The following is a 19,175-nucleotide window of genomic DNA, read 5'->3' on the forward strand; positions in this document are numbered from 1 at the left end:
CTTATCTCTATTTTTCGGTTGATTTTAACATAATTCGTTGGTATTCGGACACTCCTGTGCTACAATGCGCACAATGATTTACGCCTACGGTTGGCGTTGCTAACGAACTTGCGTTAAACTGCACTTTCCACCTAATTTTCCCCACTTGCCTAAAACCGTCCTAAGTTGCGACTTTGGTTGGGCTGAACCACCTAAGGAACACTTTTATGACATTCAACGATTTAAATTTAAATGAGTCATTGCTCAAAGCAATTCACGATCAGGGCTATACGGTCCCGACCCCTGTTCAAGCGCAAGCTATCCCTTTTATCTTAGAAGGGCGCGATATGCTCGCAGGAGCACAAACGGGAACGGGTAAAACAGCGGGCTTTACCTTGCCGATGCTTCAACTTTTGAGTGATAAAAAAACCTCAAAACCGCATCGAAAAATTCGTGCTCTTATCCTCACCCCGACACGCGAACTCGCGGCACAGGTAGCCGAGAGCGTAAAAATTTACGGTAAATACCTTCCTCTCAAAAGTGCAGTTATTTTCGGCGGAGTAGGGATCAACCCCCAAATCACGATGCTCCGTAACGGAGTCGATATTCTCATCGCCACTCCGGGACGTTTGCTCGATCATGTAGGGCAGGGGACGGTTGATTTGAGCGCCGTTGAATTTTTTATCCTTGATGAAGCGGACAGAATGCTCGATATGGGATTCATCCGTGATATCCGCCGTGTCATTACGATCTTGCCGAAAGCAAGACAAAATCTCCTTTTTTCCGCAACCTATTCGGACGATATCAAAGCATTGGCCAACACATTGCTCCGCAATCCTGCGGAAGTAGAAGTAGCACGCCGTAATACCTCAAGCGAACTGGTGAAACAAAGCGTTATCCTCGTTGACTGTAAACGTAAAAGTGCACTCCTTGGAGAGATGATCGGTAAAAATAAATGGGAACAGGTTCTCGTCTTTACCCGTACCAAACACGGGGCGAACAAACTTACCGAATATCTTCAAAAGATCGGTATCACCGCAGCCGCGATTCACGGAAACAAGAGTCAAGCGGCACGGACAAAAGCCTTGAATGATTTTAAATGCAGTTCGGTTAGGGTTCTTGTCGCGACCGATATTGCGGCACGCGGTATTGATATCGATGCATTACCTCATGTCGTGAATTTCGAGCTTCCTAACATTGCGGAGGATTATGTTCACCGTATCGGACGAACCGGACGTGCGGGATGCGAAGGGGAAGCGATTTCACTCGTATGTGTCGATGAAGCCGATTATTTGCGCGGGATAGAGAAACTGATCAATAAAAAACTTGACAGCAGTATTATTGAGGGGTATGAACCTGATCCTTCGATCAAAGCCGAGCCGATTCAACGCGGTCGCGGAGGCGCAGGCGGCGGTGGTGGTGGAAACCGTGGCGGAAACGGCGGCGGTGATCGAAGCTCTAAACCGACGCAAAAGCGTGATAGCGGCCGCCATGAACCAAAGCGACGAGATAATGACCGACGTCATTAAGCAAAAAGAGTTTTTCCCCTATAGGGGAAAGAAAAAATGGAGAGTTACGTTCTAAAAACAGAGATTTGAGCGGTAAGTTGTTCGGTCATTTGGTGTAGATGTTCCGCTGCAGCGGCGATCTCTTCTACACTTCTAGCATTTGAAGTCGAGAGTTCATTGATATTACCGATTTTTTGGATGATTGATTCGGTAGTCAATGCGTTATGCTGTGTATCGTTAGAGAGTTTTTCGATTGCATTTACCGTATCGGCTAATGCTACTACCGCAGTTTCAGTGTGATTATTCACTTCTGCCGAGGCTTCTGCCAAGGTTTCGATACGTTTTGTATTGTGGTTCATTTGGTCTGTTATGTCATTAATTGATTGCACAATGACGTTAACCGTTGCGTTGGTTTCGACGAGACTTTTTTGAGTACGTTCAGCCAATTTACGAACTTCATCGGCAACAACCGCAAACCCGCGTCCGTGTTCACCCGCACGTGCCGCTTCAATCGCCGCGTTGAGTGCGAGAAGGTTCGTTTGATCGGCGATGTCGGCGATAACGGTAAGGACTTGTTTAACTTGTGAAGCCTCTTGAGAGAGGGAGTTCAGACGATCATTAATCTCCCCTTCCATTTGTACGGTAATGGAGAGCTGTTCGATTGTATTATGAAGAGCCGATTGCGCTTCTTGGAGGTTATTACGTGCGCCGAGAGCTTTTTCACGCACGCTTTGAGCTTCTACGGCAGAGGCTTTCATTGTCTCTTTCATTCTATCGGACTCTACCGTAGTTTGGGTAACGATTTTTGCTTCTTCTTCCGCAGCTCTTCCGATAGCTAGGGTGGTTGCGGAGAGTTCAGCCGATACCGAAAGGTTTTCGCTTGACGCGGAACGGATACCGCTAAACGCTTGACGCAAGACACTGACAAGTTCATTTAAATTACGGCTCATATTAGAAAGCTCATCATTTCCTTCAATTTTTGTCGTTCGTGTAAAATCCCTATTTTTCGCTACAGCCTCAATAGTTTCTTCAAGACGTCCTATTGAAGTAATAATATTTTGAATGATAAAGTAAAAAATTATCATCATCACAGTCGCACTAACGCCAGTAATAATTTCTGCAGTTAGGGCATTAGAATCGAGTGTTTCCAAATTTTTCTTTTGCATTGATTTGACTAACTCTTCTTGCTGTTCAGTAAAATTGTGATAAAGATCAGTCGATATTTTTGTGATTTCTCTAAGTTTTTTGCCATCTTCGGTTAAAGCAAATTCGTAGGTATGGATTTCATTTTCATTTTCCCCGATGATTTGGATACGAGGTTCATTTAATTTGATCCACTCTTGGTGATCTGAAATCATTTTAGTTAATCGTTTTTTATTCTCTTCTGAACGGGTAATTTTTAAAAGTTTATTAATAGATTCATCAAGTTTTTTATTTGCGTCAGTGTAACTATCTAATACTTCTGTAGTATAAAGAAGTTGATATCCGCGAAGTTCTACAGCAGCTTTATTCGTATAGGACCGTATCTCTCCGAGTAAGACCATACGTTCTGCCGTTTTTGTAGCATCTTTATTATTAGAATATGCTAGATAGCCCAATGTTGCATAAGTGATAAAGCTAAGTACCATTAACGCAATTAACTTCCCTTTGATCGTTGAAAAATTCATATACACTCCGATTGTTGCAATTTTGTTGCAATTATATCACATAATGACCCTCTGAAGACGTAAACAAGGGAGTTAATTAGTTTTGAATAGCTTTAAAATAAGTTAATGCACGGTACGAACTGTTTTTATGATTAACGATAGGGTGAGGGTAGTGACTGAGTGATAACGGAGCTAATAAATTTTCGTTACAGAGTGTTTTTGGCGCGACATGACCCAACCGAGGAAGCCACTTATAAATATAGGTACCGTTAGAATCAAATTTGGAAGTTTGGGTATAGGGATTGAAGATACGAAAATAAGGCTGTGGATCGACTCCCGTCCCGGCACTCCATTGCCATGAGAGAATATTACTTGCCGCATCGTAATCATTCAAATGTTCGGCAAAAAACGTTTCGCCCCATTGCCAAGGCAAAAGGAGGTTTTTCGTAAAAAATGAAGCGCAAATCATCCGGATACGATTGTGCATCTCACCGCTTTGCAGAAGTTCTTCTATTCCGGCATCGACGATAGGGACTCCCGTTTGCGCTGTGCAAAACGCATGAAAATACGTTTCATCGGGAATTCCTTTGAACGGATAGCGAAAATTCTGTTGGCTAAGATGCGGAAAATGGTACAGGAGCATCGCATAAAAGTCTCGAAATATAAGCTGTCTGAAAAAAGGTTCCGTATCCACTTCCGATTGCTTTTGCGTTACGAGCCATCGTAACACTTTACGAATGGAAATCGTCCCGAATCGAAGATCACTGCTTAGACCTGAAGTCCCTTCAAGCGCCATATAATCACGATTTTTTGAATAATTTTCGATTTTTTCGGCAAAGATAGAGAGTTTTTCTTCAGGTGAAGACAATTGTGCTGTTGTCAGCATTTGAGGTATAAATCCAATAGCTTCAAGGTTTAAAACGGATACGGAGTGCAATGTTGCATGGAGAATATGCAAAGGTTCATAATCAAAAGCAATAAGTTTTTGATCTGAAGGGAAATAATGGCGCATATGCTCAGCCGTAAAAAGTGATTTTGCACGGTTATAAAACGGGGTAAATACCTGATAAGGTGTTCCATCGCTTTTTAGGATTTCATCGGGAGTGAAGATATAGGTATCGTGCAAATAAGTAAACGGGAGAAGGTGGGATACGTTACGGTCACGCTCTAATGCATACGTGTCATAATCACCGGATGCACAGACTTCATCATACTCTCCCTGTGATAAAAGCCATTGAAATACATCGAGAGGTTTTCCGTAAAAGAGGGCTAAATTGAGTCCTTGTTGTTGCAGGGAATCTTTGAGTTTGATAAGAGCGTTATAGATAAGGGTGACTCTCCGATCATTTGTTCGTAAAGCAGAGAGAATGTCGATATCAAAAATAAAAATGGGGAGAACTTCTCCCCCAAGGGAAAGGAGAGGGTTATCATCCACTCGAAGATCACGACGAAACCATAGAATCCGTCGCATAATTATTTTCCGGCATCGATATGAGAACGTAAGGCCAGTGTTTTTGGATAGGGGCTAAGGAATGTTTGTTCGAGAAGATAACGATTCTCATACTTTTGGGCGTAAAGGGCGATGGTCGAGAGAGGGACGATCAGAGGGATGATTTTATCGGCAAAATCACTAATGTGGCTGTGCAAAATCTTTTTCTCATCTTTTGTCAAATTATTTTTGAAAAATCCAGCCAAATGCTCCAAAACATTACGCGTTTTTTTGATTGAACTTTTACGAGAAATGGCCGTTTTAAAACCAAACTCATACAGAGCTAACTGAACATCGATAGAGAGATTAGTGTGGTTGGCTACGATATTGCCAAGTTCCCGATAAAGCTGTTCATCTTTGGCTTGAAGGAGAAATTTATGGAGTGTGTGAAAACGGACTAATTCGCCGAGAGTAGGCGCAGAGGCTTTAAATTGCTCATAGGCGTCAAAGGCAAATAGCTGCATAACAAAATTTTCTCTCAGCCATGCATCTTGGAGCCGTCCTTCTTCTTCCATCGGCAATAGTGGAAAACGTTCTTTACACATGGCGGCGAAAACACCGTCCTCTTTTCCTTCACAAAAACCGTTCTCGAGGTAAACTTTAGCACTTCCCATACCGCAGCTCGGGGATTTGGATTTGAAAATAATTCCACTGAGCGGCTCATTTGAAATACTCGAAAGCTCATTGCAACTGGTTTCAAAGAGCCGTTGTGTCAGATCGCTTTGGTCTTTATTGGATTGTACGTAGAGTTGATTCTCAGACCTTAGAAGCCGGATAGAAGGGCGTGGTGTACCAAAAGCCAAGTGTTCAGGACAAAAAGGGACAAATTCGGCAAAACGGCCAAGCTCGTCGGTTACAAAGTGATCATGTTTATGCCCACCGTCAAAACGGATTTTTTCACCGAGCAAACAAGAAGATACGGCTATTTTCATTTTGGAGGCGGTCTTAGTTTGTTTTCTTTGTAGGTTTGGGATAGTTTTTGGAGCTCCGAACCCATGGTTTTCGGAGGTGTTTTTGGAGAATGGATAGGGAGGATAAAGGCAAGAAGAATAAACACTAAACTAAAAATAATACCGCTTAGAAGTGCTAATACCATTTTAAGCTTTTCGTCTTCCATAAAAACCTCCGAATCTCTATCGAGGTATTATAGCTTAAAAATTATGACAGCTTGCCCGAAGAGATAAGACGGTTTACCACTTCCATGTTTTTCATAACGCGGTTGTAATAAGGACGATTGTGAAATCCTCCGTTGTAGCCGCTAATAGCATAAAAATGGTCAAGTCGCTTTTCTTGAAGTAAGATAACGTAGTGTGTCGCTATTTTTGCCGAAAGTTTGATATCTCCCAATAACCGTCCTGCCAATTGAACATCGCTTAGATTATTAAGCCAACGGAGTTTTTTGACATTTTGGGAGACATGTCGTGCGGTTGCGACTTGAATTTGCATAGGACCGAGAGAAGCTTTTGTAAATGATTTCTTATGTTTAAAATCACCAATGGTATTTTTACCTGCACTGCTTTCTGTTAAACAAATGGCACTAACAGTATTCTCATAGGTATTTCCGTGTTTATCAGGGATCGATTTGGCGACGTCTCGTACGGTTTGTAATACATGGAGTTGTTTAGGGGTCATTGCATCAGCTAAAAGTGATAGAGCAAAGAGTAGCATTAGGGAAAGAAATCTCAAAAGTTATACCTCGTAAAATGGAATGTGAAATTTTAGGGTACAAGTGAGCGTATAACAATGGTGTGACCTTCTTAAATGAATCAGTTAAGAAAAAGTTATAGAAAAGGGATGTATGCTACCGCACAGCGGGAAACCTGTGATTAAGATTGAGCCAATTTATGGGTTTTAATTGTTAAATTAAGTTATAAACTTACCTATGCGTTTAAGTTTCAAGGTAAAAAGTTTCCTAAAAGTATCAAAAAAAAGGTTAAAAAAGTAGCTCATGAGTAAAAATGAAACATTTTTTGTCCGATTACTTGGGATAGTAATTTGTATGACACCTTTGTATGGAGAAATTACGATTGGGCTGCTAACGTCCATAGAGAATAATTCGAAGCAGAGATTGCTCTATCAAAATGCTACCGTTATGTGTGAGCCGTTTGGAATTATGACGTTGGAAAAGATGGCCCTTAACGGTGCCAGTCCGCAAGAGTGCCGCGCAGCTATTGAAACCTATTATAAATCTCATCCGCATGATAAACAATTTGCACGTGAACATTTATACACTCAGCAGTCTTACCATTATGAAACGATTAGCGAGGGGTGCGTACTTTACGCAAACGGGCCTGAGAGCTACAGTGAGATGCTCCTACGGCAGGGTTTGGCATTGATAGATCCAAAATTTAATAACAGTGAGTGGAACGGAAAATTAAAACGTGCACAGCAAGGTGCTCAGATACAGAAAACAGGGTTACATGATACGCAGATACGGAAGTTTTGTATTAAAGAAGAGAAATAGTATTAGTTATCATCATTCGTTGTAAGATAGATCCAATACTCTTTATGACTTTTGCCTTGATCGAGAAAGTAGAGCTGTAATATAGCGACACGGTAGAGGGTAATAATCATTTTAGCATAGGGAATAGCCAGTGAGAGGGCGAGCCACCAAGGTTGCTCCCGCTCACCTTTTGAGAGCATCATCTCTTCGACACCGATGTTTTTGCTTAAATAGAGCCCAAACGCGATGGAGAAGACAAAATTTAAAATTAATCCAAAAATGGAATAGGCAAAAACATCATTGGAGCCGAAATCGATCATTTTTGATTACTCTTTATAATTTTTAATAGCGTCTTCAAGGATTTTAGTCGCTACGGCTTTATTTTCAAATCCTTTTACTTTTACCCATTTGTTAGGTTCTAACATTTTATAGGTTTCGAAAAAGTTTTTGATTTTTGCCAAAGTATGTTTCGGGATATCTTCGAGGTCTTTAATCTCTTCGAAGGTAGGATCAATTTTTGAAGTCGGAACAGCGAGCAATTTCTCATCGATACCGCTTTCATCTTCCATAATCAATACACCGACTAAACGGCAATTCGTTACACAACCCTCAACCATCGGGTACTCGGTAAGAATCAAAATATCCGCTGGATCACCGTCTTGGGAAAGTGTTTTGTTTACAAATCCGTAGTTTGCAGGATAGTACATTGCTGAATGCATAACACGATCAAGGACGAGGGCGCCGCTCTCTTTTTCAACTTCGTATTTAATGTTTGATCCGCAGGCAATCTCAATAATTGCTTTCACTTTATCCGGATTTTCTCCGTAACCGATTTTGCTTAGATCCATAAGGCACCTCTGTGTATAAAATAGTGAGGCGGATTGTAACGAAAGAAACTAAAAGGTTCATTGAAACCGTACACAGTAAATCTATTTTAATGAACTTTATACTAGAATCACGCATCGTGTAAAGATTACGCGTGCAAATATAATATAGGGGACAGCAAATGGAATTACTGAATAAAGTAATGAAATATTTTACAATGTTTCAATCCAAAAATGCCCCGGAATCTCAAAACTTTGCAGGTGAGGTTGCCCAAGGTGCTAAAGTAGCGGCGATTGCAGCGGCATTGCACCACCATGATTCGGAAAACAGTGATGTACGGGCAAAAGTCGCTGCCATTGCAGCTGCACTCCACCATCATGAAGTGGAAAATTCTCAAAATGGCGGTTTATTAGGAATCGCGGCTCTTGCAGCTGTGATTCACCACCATAATAATCTAAAGAAGTAGGGATTACGTAAATGGCAAAAAAATACATCGATGTGATGGACACTACGTTCCGAGACGGTTTTCAGTCCGTATTCGGCGGACGGGTGTTAATGGAAGATTTCTTCCCTGCGCTTGAAGCGGCCAAAGAGGCGGGAATCCGACATTTCGAATTTGGAGGCGGTGCTCGTTTCCAAAGCCTTTTTTTCTATCTAAATGAAAATGCGTTTGATATGATGGATCGCTTTCGCGCCATTGTCGGACCGGATGCAAATCTTCAAACCCTTGCACGTGGGGTAAATACGGTAATGCTCGATACGGGTAGTCGTGAAATGGTTGATTTGCATGCCAAAATGTTTAAAAAACACGGAACAACAACGATCCGTAATTTCGATGCCCTTAATGATGTCGAAAATCTTAAATACTCCGGTGAACGTATTGCTTATCATGGGTTGAAACATGAAGTTGTAGTTACAATGATGGATCTTCCTCCTGGATGTGTTGGTGCACACGATGTTGCTTTTTATGAAAAAACGCTTCGTGAAATTTTAGACTCAGGTATCCCATACAGTTCTATCTGTTTCAAAGATGCGAGCGGTACTTCGAGTCCACATAAAATCCATGAAACGATTAAAATGGCGCGTCGTCTTGTTCCTGAGGGGACCCATTTACGTCTCCATACCCATGAAACGGCGGGTGTGAGTGTTGCAGCCTATCTCGCGGCACTTGACGCGGGTATTGACGGTATCGATATGGCGGCGGCTCCGGTAAGCGGCGGTACGTCACAACCCGATATTTTGACGATGCTTCATGCAACCAAGGGGATGAATTACGATCTCGGCGGACTTGAACTCGAAAAAATTCTCCAATACGAAGATGTTTTGGGCGATTGTTTAAGCGATTATTTTATGCCGCCGGAAGCAACACAAGTATCGCCTCTCATCCCATTTTCACCTATGCCGGGCGGTGCATTAACTGCGAATACTCAAATGATGCGTGATAACAATATGTTGGACCGCTACCCTGAAGTTATCCGTGCAATGCGTGAAGTGGTTGAGCGGGGGGGATACGGTACGTCAGTGACTCCGGTTTCACAATTTTATTTTCAACAAGCCCTTAATAATGCCCTTATGGGACCGTGGAAAAAAATCGCTCCAGGTTATGGAAAAATGGTTTTGGGCTATTTCGGTAAGACGCCGGTTGAGCCTGATCCTATGGTAGTCCGTATTGCACATGAGCAGCTTAAACTTGAACCGACTACTGATCATGCAATTGACATCGCCGATCGTGATGAAACAAAATCAATCGCTTACTGGACTAAACGATTAAGCGATGAAGGCATTGAAGTAACAGATGAAAATATTTTCATCGCCGCTTCATGTGATGTTAAAGGGATTGCATTCCTCAAAGGGGAAGCAACCGTCAATGTTCGAAAAAATAGCCCGAAAGCGGCAGTAGAAACAATTCAATCAACACTACAGGAGAATCTTATTATGGCAAATGGAACTTATACGGTAATCGTAGATGGACAACAATATAATGTACAAATCGTAGGTGGTAATGCAACCGTTCAGAGTACGGCACCAGTGGCACCAGTAGCAGCTCCGACAGTAGTAGCAGCTCCTTCGGCAGCACCAGTGGCTCCGGCAACAAATGTAAATGCAATTTGTGCTGAACTTCCGGGGTCAGTATTCAAGCTTATTGCTGCAGTTGGTGACAGTGTCAATGCCGGCGATAAAATTATGATTTTGGAAGCGATGAAAATGGAAATCGATGTTGTTGCTCCACGTAATGGTAAAGTAACATCAATCAATGTAAATGTGAATGATAAAATCGAAGCAGGCCAAGTATTGGCAGTAGTAGAATAATTTTTCTTCTTCTCTTTTCCCTTATCGAGGGAGAAGTTTTGTACTTACCTCACCCATTTTTTCAATGATGAGTGCGAGAATATTTTCACTTTTTGTTTTATCGATAAATCCATCTGCCCCTAATGAAGCGGCTTCGCGTTTGTTATTTTCTCCGGTCATGGAACTGTTTACAATGATAGGGATAGCTTTTGTTTCCGGTCTGGCTTTCAAGTATTGAATTACGGTAAAACCTGACATTTCAGGCATTTCAATATCGGTGATAATAGCAGGAATAGAAGAGGGATTCGGGTGTTTCATGATAAAGTCAACCAAATCTTTTCCGTTGTTAAACATTTGATACGCAACATTAGCATGCTCGAAAATTTGACGTAAATGACGCTGTGCTGTTTTGGAATCTTCTGCGATGAGTACGACACCGTTTTTAAGTTTATCGGGAATAGTAATATTTCGCAGAGCCTTGGTTGCGTTTTCAACATTCACCATCGCTTGAGGAATGACATCGGCTAAGAGTTTTTCATAGTCAAGGATGAGACATAAGCTTCCATCATCAAGTCGTGTATCGTTAATAATAAGTCCATCATCACCTAAACGGTAACTGTCGGGAGAATGCATCTCATTCCAGTTCTTTTTAATAACACGATAGGCAAACATAATACGAATCCCGATAATAATTCCGTTGAAATCACAAATTAGGAGATTAGAAGCTTTTCTCTTTTCATCCTCAAGTTCAATCCCCAACCATCTCGGAAGATTGAGAATCGGTATTTGAAGTTCACGTAAAACAATGGTTCCCTCTAGGAGCGGATGCGCACCCGGAATTTGAGTAAGATGATGACGTTTTGACTCAACCACTTCTCTCGTTTTAAAAACATTGATAGCATAGTAAGGAGATTCTTCAGCAATATCTATTTTAAAAACCAAGAGTTGTACTTCATTGTTTTTGGCTAAGTTTGTTGCAGCGTCGACGTGTTCTAAAAGAGACATAGTGACCTCAAAATATTTATATTCTTTAATCATATCCAAATCGTGGGTTTTTTTTACTAAATTCTAAAGGGTGAGCGGTGTAAAATATAGTTAAATTGATTAGACAGGGAATTATGTGCGCTTTTTTATTGTTATTTTGATCCTTTTTATCCAGCTATCTGCCAAAGAATATTACGCTAAGGCTGAGCCTTACGAAATTTTGAATGTCTCTTCAAACGTTTCGGCAGAAGTACTCTATACCGATACCGCACATCAGGGGAAAATACTCGGCAAGAAGCCCTATATCGTGATGGATGACAAGCTCGATAAAATAGAGCTGCACAGTGTCGAAACCAAAATAAGCGCAGTGCAAAAGACGCTGGAACATAACCTTAAAATGGGACAAAATTATCAGCAGATCATTGATATGAAACAAGCAAATTTTGATCGCATTAAAGAGCTTAAAATCAAATCTTCCGTCGAAAAAGATCGTGAGTATTTTGATCTTATTAGCAGCCGAAACTCATTTTTAAGTATTCAAAAAGAGATTGAATCGCTCACTATCCAGTTAGGGGACTTGAAACTTCGCCGTTCGCAACTGCAAAAAAGTATCGCCGACAAACATCTTAGTGCGCCCGGATTTGTCCTTTATCAGCTTACTGTTAAGCCTTCTGCCTTTGTAAATCCGGGAACGTTATTGGCACAAATTGCCGATGTACGTAAAGCAAAATTGACCCTTTATCTAAGCGCGGAAGAAGCACAGCAAGCTCAAAGCAAAAAAATTTATCTTAACGGGCAAAAGAGTTTGTACAAGATTAATCGGTTATGGAAAATTGCCGATGCCTCGAAATTATCGAGTTATCGTGCCGAAATTTTGATAGCGCCTCCGGGCCAATTTTCTCAGTTGATGAAAGTGGAATTTAAATGAGTTTTACCACAACGGCGTGTCCTTTGGATTGTTACGATGCCTGTCGAGTCGTTGTCGATGAGAACGGAAAGTTAAAGGGAGATAAATCTCATCCGATAACACGCGGTTATTTATGTCCAAATCTTAACCATTTTAGCGAACAAGAACGTGTGCTCGTTCCAAGACTGCACGGTAAAGAAATCTCTATGGAAGAGGCAATTGAAGCACTCATCGGTGTGTTAAAAAACACAAAGGGAGATCAAGCGCTTTATTATCGCGGGAGTGGAAATGTCGGTTTGATGCAGCGCATAAGCGAACATTTTTTTGCGTCCATTAAAGCAGTCGGAACGTCAGGTTCTTTGTGTGACGGTGCCGGTGAAGCGGGAGTTCTTCTAGGGCGCGGGAGAAACGAAGTATTAACGCCGCAGATGATAAGCGAGAGTGAAGTTGTTGTATTTTGGGGGCGTAATCCACATACGACGCATTCGCACCTTTTGCCCTTTTTGGAAGGGAAAACCATCATCGTGATTGATCCGTTGAAAACGGCAATGGCCCAAAAAGCTGATTTACATATTCAAATAAAACCCCATTGCGATTTACATTTAGCGCTATTATTGAGCCGTTTTGCGATAATCGAAGGTTTGCATGATACGGAATTTTTAGAAGAATACGGATCGGAATACAGTGAATTTTACGAATTAACCCAAACGGTAAGGATCAAAGCAACTCTGGATACTATCGATATGAGTTTAGGAGAAATCGGGGCGATACTCGAACTTATACGGGGGAAAAAGACGGCAATTTTAGTCGGTGTCGGTGTCCAAAAATATCGAAACGGTTCCGATGTACTTCGAGCGATTGACAGTTTTGGAGCCTTAATGGGTCTCTTCGGGAAACCCGGATGCGGTGTCAGCTACTTGGGGAACTCGCTGAGCGGCATAGAGTTGCCGTTTAACTCTATGGTTCATCGAGTTAGTAAACCGACTGTCGATTTTTCGAAGTATAATTGCGTTTTCATTCAAGGTGCTAACCCTCTTGCGCAGATGCCGAGTTCTGAAGCGGTAAAACGTTCATTTTTGGATGCGGGCTTTAGCGTCTATTTCGGGCTATACGAAAATGAGACTTCTCAAGAAGCTGATTTGGTTATACCGGCAAAAACGTTTTTGGAAAAAAATGATTTTCGCAGTTCGTACGGGGATTATACTCTCCAAGAGATGCCTCAGATACTTGAGCGTGAGATCGGGATTAGTGAATACGCACTCACCGATAGATTATGCAAAGCCTTTGAAATAAACATCGAAAATGAAGCCTATTATTTAGACTTTTTTCGTCGTCAGATGGAAATGCGTGAGGGAGTGGGGTATCGTAAAAATGCCCCTAATATTCCGTATGAAGAGGGATTTGAAAGCGGTGAATTTGAGTTTTTGGATGAAGTCGATTTGGATATCAATCAAGATGAGGGATTTAATCTTATCACATTAAAATATCTCAAAGGACTTAATTCACAGTTTAGAAGAGCGGATGGAGTTTCGCTCCATCCTGAAGCAGGATTTGATGAGGGGACAACGGTTCAACTCTCATCACCTTTTGGAAGTGTTGAAATGGTAGTAAAACATAATGAGTGTTTAAGGCGCGATTGTCTATTGATCTATTCAGGCACACCCAATGTTAACGTGCTAACTCCTCCGTACCTTAGTTATGAGGGAGAAAACGCTGTGTATCAAGAAATTAAAATAAAGGTAACTAAAAAATGACTAAAAATTTTGACAATTACGTATTACCGACGTATGGACGCCAAAACGTCAGTTTCGTAGCAGGGAAAAATGCGACTTTGATCGACAGTGAAGGGAAAGAGTATATCGACTTTGCCGCAGGTATTGCGGTTTGCAGTGTCGGGCACGCTAATGAGCGTTTGTCAAAAGCGATATGCGATCAAGTCAATAAAGTAATCCATGTCTCAAATCTCTATTACATCGAACCTCAAGCCGAATGTGCACGTCGCATCGTCCAACTAAGCGGTTACGATATGAAATGTTTTTTCGGAAACAGCGGTGCCGAAGCCAATGAAGGGGCGATTAAGATAGCCCGAAAATACGGAGAGGTTGCAGGAACACCGAAGCGCTATAAAATTATTACGTTAGATCACTCTTTCCACGGTCGTACGATTACCGCCCTTAAAGCAACGGGGCAAGAATCAATGCATAACTATTTCGGGCCGTTTCCTGATGGATTTGTGTATGCTAAAACGATTGATGAGATTGAATCGTTGATCGATGATCATACGGTTGCGGTAATGATTGAATTGGTACAGGGAGAAGGGGGAGTACAGCCTCAAGATCGCGCTAAAATTCAAGCATTGGCGGCCATGCTGAAATCTCGAGATGTTTTATTGATGGTGGATGAAGTTCAGACGGGAATCTATCGCACGGGTGAGTTTTTGGCTTCTAATCTGTACGGGATTGAACCTGATGTTATTACTTTAGCAAAAGGGCTTGGCGGCGGTGTTCCTATCGGTGTCGTGATGACCAGCAAAAAAGATATTTTCGCCCCGGGTGATCACGGTTCGACATTTGGAGGAAATTATCTCTCAACTGCCGCGGCAAACGAGGTGCTTGATATCCTTGAAGAGCTTAAAGAAAGCGGCGGATTAGATGAGCATCTTATCTATTTTGAAACAGCGTTAGGAAAATTTGCAAACGCTCATCCGGCAATCTTTTTAAGCCATGTGGGACTCGGGATGATGCGCGGGCTTCGTGTTGTTGATGCGGATACCTTGGGTAAAATCATAAATGCCGCGCGTGAAGCAGGGGTTATTGTCCTTAAAGCAGGCCGCAATACGCTCCGTTTCCTTCCACCGCTTACGATTACCAAAGGAGATATCGATGAAGGGTTTGCACGTCTTGAAAAAGCGATGGCTTCTTTGTAGTCTCGTAGCGGGATATCCTTTATTAGGGAGTGAACCGATCCTCTCTACTCTCAAAGAGGAGCAGTTCGGATTCGACTATCGCAAAGCATCTTTGCAAAGCGACATACTTCGTGATTCGTGGCTTCAACCGGTAATACTCCGCTATTCATACAGTAAAAGTGATCAATATGATGGAGACGGCACGACGGAGAACGGTACGGTTTCGATTGACCAGCCTATTTTTAGAAGCGGCGGGATTTATTACGGGATCAAATTTGCCGAAGCATCTCGCCGTTATTCGAATCTCTCGATTGATGCGGCGCGCCAAAAGCTCATTAAAGAAGCCGTGTCACTCCTGATGCAGATTCGTCAAAGTGATTTACGTTTGGCGAAACAGGAACTTTTGATTGCTAATTCGGGGCTCAATTTGGAGTTGAAAACAGAAAGCTATTTGCACGGAGAACTTGATTCCGGTTTTTTGGATAATGCTATCATTGAAAAAAATCTCCTTACTCAAGGATTGTACGATATGCAGACGCTCAAAGAGCGGCTCATTAGTGCGTATGAGAGCATCAGTGATGCCCCTTACACTACGACAACGATTCCAAAGCTATCTTTGATCGAAGTTGAGCGTTTTGAGTCTGAAGCGATTGATTTGGCCTTAGCGCAAAGCGATATTAACAAAAATCGATGGAATGCCAATATGATACGGGCTAAATATCTTCCGCAAATAAGTCTCAACGGTGCGTATAACTGGAATAAAATCGAAAATCCGGCTTTTGCGGGGAGTATTATGCCTATTCATGCGCAAAGCCGTTATACGACTTATGGGGTGAGCGCTTCTATGCCACTGGATTTTAATGAGTTTCGTGAGATGGAAATTTCGAGAATCGATGTGTTGAAATCGGGCGTTATGATGGCGGATAAAAAGCGAGAACTTCGTTCTTTGTATCAGCAAGTGCGTCATAATCTAGCCAATAGTGATAAAAAAATGGCGTTGGCACGGGAAAACCAAAAACTCTACGAAAAACTGCTGGGCGATACGCGTGAGCTTTTTCGAGCAGGATACAAGACAGAATACGATGTAAATATGCTCGCAAATTCGGCAAAAATTCAAGAGATCGAGACTCAGATTATTGATGTTGATCGGCAGTTGGAACTCCTCAATTTGTATGAAAAGGTGAACGGTGCGATTTAGTGATTATATGAGTGAATGGCTCTACGGTAATGAAGGATATTATGCTTCGTATCGTCCTATCGGTAAAAAAGGGGATTTTTATACGGCGGTGAGTACATCGAAATTTTTCGGCGGAGCGATAGCCAATCATATCATTAAACGTCTTGATGAGGGTTTTTTACGCGGTGATTCTCTAATTTGTGAGATCGGTGCCCATCACGGGTACCTTTTGGCGGATATTATCGAGTTTCTTCATACCCTTCGTCCGCAATTATTGCAAACGCTTCGGTTCGGGATTGTTGAGCGGTTTGAGAATCTCCGCAACGCGCAACAATCGTATTTTGACGAATCGTTCGGCAACGCAGTTATGTTAGAACACTACAGTGATTTATCTCAATTGGATGAAGCGTCTGTTTTTTTTATCGCGAATGAGATTTTTGATGCATTTCCTTGTGAACTTTTTTACAAAGGAAAAATAGCGCAGGTAAAAAATCACGAGATTACTTTCGATATTGACGATCCTGAAATCAGTGGATTGGCAGAAAAATATAAGCAAGATCGGGGTGAGATAGCGGTAGGCTACGAATCGTTTGCCGATGCGATGGCGAAGTGTGCAAAACGTTTTGAGTTTATGAGTTTTGACTATGGAGAGCTTGCAGCTCGAAGCGATTTTTCCATCCGTGTTTATCAAGAACATCAAACATTTCCCCTATTTGATGAAGCGCTTAATCGCTCCGAAGCATTTGGGAAAAGCGACATCACTTATGATGTCAACTTTACCCACGTCAAAGAGGTATATGAATCTCAAGGGATCAAATGCGCTCAGTACGCCACACAACTTGTAGCGTTGGTGGAGATGGGAATTTTAGATCTTTTGGCAATGCTCAAAGAACATGCCGAGGATGAAATTTATACCCAAGAACTCGAAAAAGTAAAAATTCTAATCACCCCTTCATTGATGGGTGAACGATTTAAAATGATACGATTTGTGAAGGAGTAGATGATGCGTTTGTGGATGCTTTTATGGTTGGTAAGCGGTGTGGTATTCGCCGGCGTATTGCATGACGCCGCATTTGAAGGTAATATCGAAAAAACACGTACCCATTTACGAATGCATAAAGGTGTTGACGAACAAAACAAAGCCGGGCTTACGGCTCTCCATGTTGCGATAAAGATGGGTGACTTAAAGATAGCCCAACTGTTGATCGATAACGGTGCTGACATCAATGCACAGGATTTTCAAGGTAATACCCCATTGATTTTAGCGGTCAAGAAAAAAGATTTGGAGTTGGTAACCTTTGTCGTAATGCGTCATGCCGATGTTAATCTCGCCAATAATGATGGGATTACACCGCTGCATCAGGCCGCGTTTAGCTCAAATGAGAAAGTAGTCGATTTTTTGCTCAAAGCAAAAGCGGATCCGTCTCTCAAAAACAATGACGGCGCAACTGCATACGATTTTGCGATTGCGAAGAAAAATTTCCAAATCGCCCAACTTATTAAAATGTCAATGTAGGAGCAAGTATGCAAATAAAAGTAAACGGTGAAATTCGTGATATTCCTAATGGATCAACTATGCTTGATCTTATCCGATCTTTAGGGGTTGAGGAGCGTGTAATGGCCTCAGCTCTCAATATGGAGATCGTCAAACAAGACGCATGGGGGAGTGCTCTTCTTAAAGAGGGGGACACGATCGAACTGCTCGATTTTGTCGGAGGAGGGTGATTTACCCTTCCAGCATATCGACGAGTTTTTGATACTTTGTTTTTAAAATCAGATACTCTTGATTCAAATCTTCATACGCTTTTTTGTAATCAATATCTGCCGCTTCTTCTCTCTTTGTATCTTTAGATTCGATTGAGGCATGGGCTGAGGATGAACTGAGAGCAATGTAGGTTACCTCTTTGCCGTTCTCTTCTTTGATAACGGTGGGTAATTCACCGTTCATCGTTTTTTTGATAACGTTAAAAATACTGATATGATGTTTTGCCGCGTATTTTTGGATACTTATAAGCTCTTGCATTGGATTTACCTTAGTAATAAATAGGACTCTAACGCGACTACGGCTATGGCGTAATCTCCGTCATGGGTAATGGAAACGGAGAGGGCTGTGACTCCGAATCGTTGGGTGACCTCTTCGGAAAGGGTAATCAATGGAGCCCCTTTTTGGGTTTTAGAGAGGATGATGTCATGAAAACCGCATTCGCTTCCAATGCCGCAGCCGAGAGCTTTGGAACACGCTTCTTTGGCTGCCCAAAAACCTGCTGCATTACGATAACTTTTGACCAAAAGAATTTCATTTTCGGATAAAAATTTATGAAGACCCCGATCTCCGAAACGCTCAATAAAGCGTTTCATCCGATCGAGTTTGATGAGGTCGATGCCGATCATTGCACCACGAAGTCGGTAAAGTAGACGTTTTTCACTTTGCCGTCTTTAAGACGCATATTCAAATCGTTTACGATTTGCTCTTTGAGTTTCTCTTTGCCTTTGATGGTAGAGATCTCTTCAAGCGATTTAGAACTCAAAATACGGATAATAATATCGCGAAATACCGGTTTTTTGGTATCCAATTCCGGTGAAAGTTCTTCACCTTCAAGTTCAAGATTGATTTCACATTTAAGATAACGGCGGCCGCTTTCACTTAAAAGGTTAACGGTAAATCCATCAAGAGGGTACATGAGTCCGACTTCGGTAGTTGCCTCACTGCCGCTGCTGTGTGAATTGCTTTCGGCTGCGTTACCTTCTTCTGAATGTGCATCGGCGGAAACTTCTGTTTTGGCTCCATGTCCGGCTTCGGCTTCAGCATCGTGGTTGCCCATCATGAGTGCGGCAACGACACCTCCGATTACTAAAATAAGTACTAATACGGCAACAATAATAATCAGGAGCATATTTCCCGATTTTTTCTTCCCTTCTTCGTTTTCGTGATCTTCTTTTTCTTTTTCAGCCATCCATAGCTCCTAGGTAAAGTTAATTCTTTATTGTAGCGAGAAACTTATGAAATTTGCCACGTGTCATAA

General features: G+C 41.9%; 22 protein-coding genes. 11 read left to right on the forward strand and 11 right to left on the reverse strand.

Translation table 11 applies throughout. The features are described 5' to 3' along the window. Positions 1-206 precede the first annotated feature (206 nt). Complete coding sequence (locus RMO68_RS06290) at positions 207-1,508, forward strand: DEAD/DEAH box helicase (protein WP_310439872.1); 1,302 nt, start codon at positions 207-209, stop codon at positions 1,506-1,508. A 44-nt stretch (positions 1,509-1,552) separates the two neighbouring features. On the opposite strand, the gene RMO68_RS06295 is transcribed toward RMO68_RS06290, so the two are convergent. The 5 genes from RMO68_RS06295 to RMO68_RS06315 form a co-directional block, all read right to left on the reverse strand. Beyond that, positions 1,553-3,154: a methyl-accepting chemotaxis protein gene (locus RMO68_RS06295; protein ID WP_310439873.1), complete on the reverse strand. Its 1,602-nt coding sequence runs from the start codon at positions 3,152-3,154 to the stop codon at positions 1,553-1,555. 76 nt (positions 3,155-3,230) lie between these two features. After that, positions 3,231-4,604, reverse strand: a complete 1,374-nt coding sequence (locus RMO68_RS06300) for a deoxyribodipyrimidine photo-lyase (RefSeq protein ID WP_310439874.1) — start codon at positions 4,602-4,604, stop codon at positions 3,231-3,233. 2 nt (positions 4,605-4,606) lie between these two features. Beyond that, positions 4,607-5,554, reverse strand: a complete 948-nt coding sequence (locus RMO68_RS06305) for a DUF523 and DUF1722 domain-containing protein (RefSeq protein WP_310439875.1) — start codon at positions 5,552-5,554, stop codon at positions 4,607-4,609. Then, positions 5,551-5,739, reverse strand: coding sequence for a hypothetical protein (locus tag RMO68_RS06310; RefSeq protein WP_310439876.1), 189 nt, complete (start codon positions 5,737-5,739; stop codon positions 5,551-5,553). Before RMO68_RS06310 ends, RMO68_RS06305 begins: the two co-directional genes overlap by 4 nt. A 41-nt stretch (positions 5,740-5,780) precedes the next feature. Then, positions 5,781-6,308 (reverse strand): transglycosylase SLT domain-containing protein, encoded by a 528-nt coding sequence (locus tag RMO68_RS06315; protein WP_310439877.1) that lies wholly within the window; start codon positions 6,306-6,308, stop codon positions 5,781-5,783. A gap of 313 nt (positions 6,309-6,621) precedes the next feature. On the opposite strand from RMO68_RS06315, the gene RMO68_RS06320 reads away from it, so the two are divergent. Continuing rightward, positions 6,622-7,086 (forward strand): hypothetical protein, encoded by a 465-nt coding sequence (locus tag RMO68_RS06320; RefSeq protein WP_310439878.1) that lies wholly within the window; start codon positions 6,622-6,624, stop codon positions 7,084-7,086. A gap of 2 nt (positions 7,087-7,088) precedes the next feature. Here the strand turns inward: RMO68_RS06320 and RMO68_RS06325 are convergent, their stop codons facing one another. Together RMO68_RS06325 and ppa are read right to left on the reverse strand one after the other, a co-directional pair. After that, entirely contained in the window at positions 7,089-7,385 is a 297-nt protein-coding gene (locus RMO68_RS06325; RefSeq protein ID WP_310439879.1) for a hypothetical protein, read from the reverse strand. Between the two features lie 6 nt (positions 7,386-7,391). Beyond that, complete coding sequence (gene ppa / locus RMO68_RS06330) at positions 7,392-7,913, reverse strand: inorganic diphosphatase (protein ID WP_310439880.1); 522 nt, start codon at positions 7,911-7,913, stop codon at positions 7,392-7,394. A 158-nt stretch (positions 7,914-8,071) separates the two neighbouring features. Here ppa and RMO68_RS06335 point away from each other — a divergent pair, with 158 nt between their 5' ends. Continuing rightward, positions 8,072-8,356 carry a hypothetical protein gene (locus RMO68_RS06335; protein WP_310439881.1) on the forward strand — a complete coding sequence of 95 codons (285 nt, stop codon included), beginning with the start codon at positions 8,072-8,074 and terminating at the stop codon, positions 8,354-8,356. 11 nt (positions 8,357-8,367) lie between these two features. Next, positions 8,368-10,200: a biotin/lipoyl-containing protein gene (locus RMO68_RS06340; protein WP_310439882.1), complete on the forward strand. Its 1,833-nt coding sequence runs from the start codon at positions 8,368-8,370 to the stop codon at positions 10,198-10,200. Positions 10,201-10,221: 21 nt separating this feature from the next. On the opposite strand, the gene RMO68_RS06345 is transcribed toward RMO68_RS06340, so the two are convergent. After that, positions 10,222-11,217 (reverse strand): chemotaxis protein, encoded by a 996-nt coding sequence (locus tag RMO68_RS06345; RefSeq protein WP_310439883.1) that lies wholly within the window; start codon positions 11,215-11,217, stop codon positions 10,222-10,224. An 82-nt stretch (positions 11,218-11,299) separates the two neighbouring features. Between RMO68_RS06345 and RMO68_RS06350 the strand changes: the two genes are divergently transcribed. From RMO68_RS06350 to thiS, 7 genes are read left to right on the forward strand one after another with little or no spacing between them, the layout of a single operon-like run. Next, positions 11,300-12,091, forward strand: a complete 792-nt coding sequence (locus RMO68_RS06350; protein WP_310439884.1) for an HlyD family secretion protein — start codon at positions 11,300-11,302, stop codon at positions 12,089-12,091. After that, positions 12,088-13,824, forward strand: a complete 1,737-nt coding sequence (locus tag RMO68_RS06355) for a molybdopterin-dependent oxidoreductase (protein ID WP_310439885.1) — start codon at positions 12,088-12,090, stop codon at positions 13,822-13,824. The genes RMO68_RS06350 and RMO68_RS06355 overlap by 4 nt, the downstream gene beginning before the upstream one ends. Next, positions 13,821-14,996, forward strand: a complete 1,176-nt coding sequence (locus RMO68_RS06360) for an aspartate aminotransferase family protein (RefSeq protein ID WP_310439886.1) — start codon at positions 13,821-13,823, stop codon at positions 14,994-14,996. Before RMO68_RS06355 ends, RMO68_RS06360 begins: the two co-directional genes overlap by 4 nt. Then, a complete protein-coding gene (locus tag RMO68_RS06365) occupies positions 14,953-16,173 on the forward strand; it encodes a TolC family protein (protein WP_310439887.1) in 1,221 nt (406 codons plus the stop codon). The genes RMO68_RS06360 and RMO68_RS06365 overlap by 44 nt, the downstream gene beginning before the upstream one ends. After that, positions 16,163-17,152: an SAM-dependent methyltransferase gene (locus tag RMO68_RS06370; protein WP_310439888.1), complete on the forward strand. Its 990-nt coding sequence runs from the start codon at positions 16,163-16,165 to the stop codon at positions 17,150-17,152. Before RMO68_RS06365 ends, RMO68_RS06370 begins: the two co-directional genes overlap by 11 nt. A 3-nt stretch (positions 17,153-17,155) precedes the next feature. Next, positions 17,156-17,668, forward strand: coding sequence for an ankyrin repeat domain-containing protein (locus RMO68_RS06375; RefSeq protein ID WP_310439889.1), 513 nt, complete (start codon positions 17,156-17,158; stop codon positions 17,666-17,668). Between the two features lie 8 nt (positions 17,669-17,676). Further along, positions 17,677-17,877, forward strand: a complete 201-nt coding sequence (thiS, locus tag RMO68_RS06380) for a sulfur carrier protein ThiS (RefSeq protein ID WP_310439890.1) — start codon at positions 17,677-17,679, stop codon at positions 17,875-17,877. A 1-nt stretch (position 17,878) separates the two neighbouring features. On the opposite strand, the gene RMO68_RS06385 is transcribed toward thiS, so the two are convergent. Genes RMO68_RS06385 through fliL form a run of 3 tightly spaced genes read right to left on the reverse strand, consistent with a single transcriptional unit; the run spans position 17,879 to position 19,106 of the window. Next, positions 17,879-18,175 carry a hypothetical protein gene (locus tag RMO68_RS06385; protein WP_310439891.1) on the reverse strand — a complete coding sequence of 99 codons (297 nt, stop codon included), beginning with the start codon at positions 18,173-18,175 and terminating at the stop codon, positions 17,879-17,881. A 5-nt stretch (positions 18,176-18,180) separates the two neighbouring features. After that, positions 18,181-18,543 carry a holo-ACP synthase gene (acpS, locus tag RMO68_RS06390; RefSeq protein ID WP_310439892.1) on the reverse strand — a complete coding sequence of 121 codons (363 nt, stop codon included), beginning with the start codon at positions 18,541-18,543 and terminating at the stop codon, positions 18,181-18,183. After that, the gene (gene fliL / locus RMO68_RS06395; protein WP_310439893.1) at positions 18,540-19,106 is read right to left on the reverse strand and encodes a flagellar basal body-associated protein FliL; all 567 of its coding nucleotides are present in this window, start codon (positions 19,104-19,106) and stop codon (positions 18,540-18,542) included. Before fliL ends, acpS begins: the two co-directional genes overlap by 4 nt. Positions 19,107-19,175: the final 69 nt, after the last annotated feature.

This window comes from Sulfuricurvum sp. (assembly GCF_031427015.1).
In the GTDB taxonomy this organism is placed as follows: Bacteria; Campylobacterota; Campylobacteria; order Campylobacterales; family Sulfurimonadaceae; genus Sulfuricurvum.